This window comes from Dehalococcoides sp., assembly GCF_041654235.1.
In the GTDB taxonomy this organism is placed as follows: Bacteria; Chloroflexota; Dehalococcoidia; order Dehalococcoidales; family Dehalococcoidaceae; genus Dehalococcoides; species Dehalococcoides mccartyi_B.
This window is the reverse complement of sequence record NZ_JBAZDW010000084.1, coordinates 1-4,268: the sequence shown is the minus strand read 5'-3', so window position 1 is coordinate 4,268 and position 4,268 is coordinate 1. Positions and strand designations below refer to the sequence as shown.

General features: G+C 45.2%; 5 protein-coding genes. 2 read left to right on the top strand and 3 right to left on the bottom strand.

Annotated elements, in window-relative coordinates; genetic code table 11:
• The 3 genes from WC259_RS07730 to WC259_RS07720 form a co-directional block, all read right to left on the bottom strand.
• On the bottom strand, window positions 1-696 hold a 696-nt coding region (locus WC259_RS07730; protein WP_372644070.1), incomplete at its 3' end, for a reductive dehalogenase domain-containing protein.
• Between the two features lie 434 nt (window positions 697-1,130).
• Window positions 1,131-1,403, bottom strand: a complete 273-nt coding sequence (locus WC259_RS07725; RefSeq protein ID WP_011309828.1) for a hypothetical protein — start codon at window positions 1,401-1,403, stop codon at window positions 1,131-1,133.
• A gap of 29 nt (window positions 1,404-1,432) precedes the next feature.
• Window positions 1,433-2,926, bottom strand: coding sequence for a reductive dehalogenase (locus tag WC259_RS07720; protein ID WP_011309829.1), 1,494 nt, complete (start codon window positions 2,924-2,926; stop codon window positions 1,433-1,435).
• Between the two features lie 330 nt (window positions 2,927-3,256).
• Here WC259_RS07720 and WC259_RS07715 point away from each other — a divergent pair, with 330 nt between their 5' ends.
• Together WC259_RS07715 and thyX are read left to right on the top strand one after the other, a co-directional pair.
• A complete protein-coding gene (locus WC259_RS07715) occupies window positions 3,257-3,769 on the top strand; it encodes a MarR family winged helix-turn-helix transcriptional regulator (protein WP_012984496.1) in 513 nt (170 codons plus the stop codon).
• Between the two features lie 145 nt (window positions 3,770-3,914).
• Window positions 3,915-4,268: FAD-dependent thymidylate synthase (gene thyX / locus WC259_RS07710; RefSeq protein ID WP_372644065.1), on the top strand; the 354-nt coding region annotated here is incomplete at its 3' end.

Below are 4,268 nucleotides of genomic sequence, written 5' to 3'. Positions count from 1 at the left end.
AAATTTAAGAACATCGTCGTCAATTTCAATAGCACCCACATCCGAGCCGCCAAAGAATCTGAAGGCAGAGCGGCAGGTTTTAAGGTTTTCTTCGGGAGTACCCTGCCAGACCGGAGCCCCGAAATCCTGGGGACGGGTAGTAGTATCCAGCTGAGGCCCCAACCACGGAGTAAAGGTAGGGCTGCCGCCGGCCGCCATAATAGCCGCTTGAACATTAATCCTTTTACCGCCCATTTCCATATTGCCGGGCCAGGCACCCATCATCATAAATTTGGAAGCATTGCACAGGGCGGTGGTTCGGGTATCTCCCATACCGGCATAGCCGGGAGTCCAGCCTGGAAACTCCTTGGCCATGGCATCATAAAGAGTCAGGGCCATTTCAGGGGTTTCAAGGTCAGTGGAAGTACCGCCGACAACGCCGGCTTTTGTGAAATCAGCTACAGTGGGTCTGGGTAAAGTCTTAAACGTGCCCGCATGGCGGGTAATTTTGGGCCAATCCATTGGTACGGTAGGATTTTTGAAATCCCTTTCCTTTACCCACCAGGGATTTTTATTGATACCAAGGGTTGAAGACGTGACCTCATCCAAATCGTGGAAAACAGGGGCAGCAGCGCTCATAGTACCCAAACCTGCTCCGACTACCCCAAGGCTTTTCATAAAATCACGTCGCGAGAGTGTGGAATGGAAATTAGACATTTTTCAATTTTCCTTTTACCAATATTTAGTCTTTCCTATAGCCACCTAGTCTTCCCCGAGAGCCAACTTACATACAGCCTCCTAACATATATTTGGTATATTGCTAGTATACGATTATAGTATACGATTATAGTGGCCGCAGCATAGGTAGTAAATAGGACTAAAGGCCTAGTCTTTCTAAGCATTTAGTATATTTTTAGCCGAATATAAAATAGAAAACCCTGTACGGTACATCCATATAACTAATATTTGAGTTTATATCTACCAGGATATTGGATAACGAGCGTATACAGATATCAGAAAAAACTACCAAATATCAATGAGGCTATATAATCCATAACCTAAACACCAACAGCTATATCAGGCCTGGGCAAAAACCAGAGGGGGAGACCCAGGTCTCCCCCTCTTTTAATCAATACACGGGTAATTGAGATTCAGGCTTTCTTTATACGCCTGGCAGCCAATTGCCATGAGATTGCCAGCAGAATAAGGCCGGGCAATCCGATAACCAGCAGGAACATAGAGGCTGCTTTGCTCTCCAATTCATCCAGACTGCCAACAAAATTCTGGATGGTAAAGAGAATCAAAGCCATGCCGATAATCCCTATCAGCCATTCATACCAGGTAAGACTGAAATTACCCCGTTTCATCAGCCAAACAAGCCCAAGCAGCAGGGCACCGATAATTAAACCAATAATAAGCCACATATTTTCACTCTCCTATAATGCATTGGGGTTTATTTGTTATAACCGCCTTGACTTGAGGTAGCGGCACTGTCAAACCCGTAAACCGGCATAGACAGATCCCACCAGGCTTCCTTGTCTTCAGTCAAACCGTAACCAAAGAATTTATCTGCCTGCCACAAGAATGAATTCAACAACGGCGTAGTTGCCAATGTAGTCCTGACCAGCTCATGGATAGGAGCATTATTAGTATTGAAAGTACAAGTAGCCATACAGGCACCGCAGCCGTTGTACTCAGTCAAGAAGAGCCAGCAATCAAGGGCATTCGTCCAGTACTGTTTTCTTCCCGGAGAATGCGTGATATCCGGCTTGCCATAAACAGTCGGCAACTCCCAAGAGGGTTCATGATCTTTGGGTATGGCGTTTACAGGGCAGGCATCTGCACACTTGGTACAGGTCTGGCAGAACCGCCAGATACCGGCATCGATGGGGTTAGTAGGTTCAAGAGGCATGTCGGTAACCAAGCTGAACACCCCAAGTATAGGCCCGTATTCGGGGCTGGTGCAGAAGCCATTGTTTCGGTTTCCTTCCGTAATACCGGTTAACTGGGCGCTGGCAATTGCGGGCATCATACCGGAAAAGGGTGACGCGTAACCGTAACAGGTATAGCCAAGTGAGCGGATAAATTCCTGAATACAATTTTGGATATTACCGAAAAGCCGATAACGAGACAGATTGGCCGAATACATTATCTGGGATTCGTTAGCCGTCCTGAACATATCTTTGGACATAGGCACAGTGAAACAGAATTCATAAAGCTGTTTATTGGACGGCAGAACAAATGTAGTCGCCCCTTCATAACCCTGCTCCACATCTTCAAATAAATATGATTTACCCAATGCAGGCGGCGGGGGGAAATTTTCAACAAAGCCAATGGAGTTGGCAGCCCCTTTATGATTGGTAAATACCAGCTTGTCTTTAATTTTCTGGTCTATAACACCAAAACCAACCTGCCCTCCACCATAGAAGATTACCGCAGACCGCAGCATCCGGCTATTTTCCTCAGGAGTACCCTGCCAGACCGGGACACTTAAGCTTTGAGGTGTAGCCACTTTCTGGGGACCCATAAAAGTAGTCACATAAGGCAAATTCATAAAATAGCCCGCGCCGGATGAAAGAGCGTAATCTCTCAGTGTCTGACCGGGGGTATCATTGGTAATGGCCTTTACCTTGTTGGTCAGGACATTGGCGTATCTCTTCTTTATTTCGTCCGCACCCAGATATTTGGCTTGGATACCGGGCGCTTGCGCTGTCTGACGGGCATCCCATCTATTCATCAAAGACCAGTCAATTTCGGTAGTGGGATTATCCGCCTCCCGGTATTTCACCCACCAGGGTCGTTTCCATTCAGCCTTAGGCGAAGAAATAATATCATCCAAATCGTGAAAAACCGGAGCAGTTGCCGCCGCAGTTCCAAGACCGGTCCCTAATATCCCCAGTCCTTTCATGAAATTACGGCGACTAATAGTGTGATGGAAATTAGGCATTTTTTAATTTTCCTTTTTATCAATATTTAGTCTTTCCTATAGCCACCCGGTCTTCCCCGAGAGCCAATTTATTTCAGCGATCTCCTTTCGTATATTCAATTATATTATAGTATACGATACTAGTATACGATTATAGTTACAGATATTATATTGGTCAATAGGCCTTAAGGCCAAGAAAGCTAAGCATTTAGTATATTTTTAGCCCAATAAGACAATACTTAAACCTGCACACCTCATTTTTAAATCAAATATTTGTATTTACCCCCCAAGATATTGTTTAATAAGCGCATACACATAGTAGAGAAAACTACTGAATACCGAGAAGGCTATATGACTCACAGACTAAGGGAAAACGGCTACGCAATATGGTCCACACTTATGCAGGCAAGGGTTGCTGCCTATCACGTACGCAGAAAAGACCTGCTGGAGTACGGCGTTTCCCCTGAACAGGCGGGCATACTGGAACGTCTGTATCATTCCAAAGACAAAACCATGACACCCACCCGAATAGCCGAATTGTATTTCCGTCAGCCAAACACCATTACCGCCATATTGAGAAACATGGAGAAAAAAGGGCTGGTCGAACTCACCAAAAACTTGGAAAGAAAAAATATGATTCGGGTATCTATTACCAAAAAAGGTATGCAGTTAAGAGAAACTATAAGCACCAATCTCACTGAAACACGTAAAATATTTGATGTCTTGTCTGACGAAGAGTTGGACCAACTGGAAAACATGCTCTTAAGAATACGGGATAAATCTATAATCCAAACTTCATCATCCAAATTCAATGCTACCCGCAGACTTGATCAAATTCATGAATCTGACGGGCAGATAATCTAACTGTTTTCTCCCTGATGCCGCCATGTATTGGCAAGTTGCGAAAAACAGCTTGCAATACAGATTAAAATCATTCTTTATCAACACTGTTTCCGCTTGTGAAAATACTTCTGAATTGGTATCCTTTCGGCATAAGGAGACGCCTTTTATGGAATATAACGTAGAAGTAAAACTGCTGGCCATTACTCCGGATGCCGAAAATCTGGCAGAACAAGCCGGACGGCTTTGTTACGCCAGCGGCAATAAACTTGGCAGCAGCCAGGACTGGCTTCAGACACGCATCAAACAAGGGCACGAAAGCCTGCTTGAGCATGTTTCGGCCACTTTTTATATAAAGGCCTCACGGGTGGTTACCCATGAGCTGGTCAGACACCGTATTGGCAGTTACTCCCAGCGAAGCCAGCGTTACGTTAAGGAAAATCAGGCCGAGTTTATCACCCCGCCTGAAATTGCCGAAGAAGACAGTGCCAAACTGGCGCTGTTCAATCAGGCTATGGAAAGC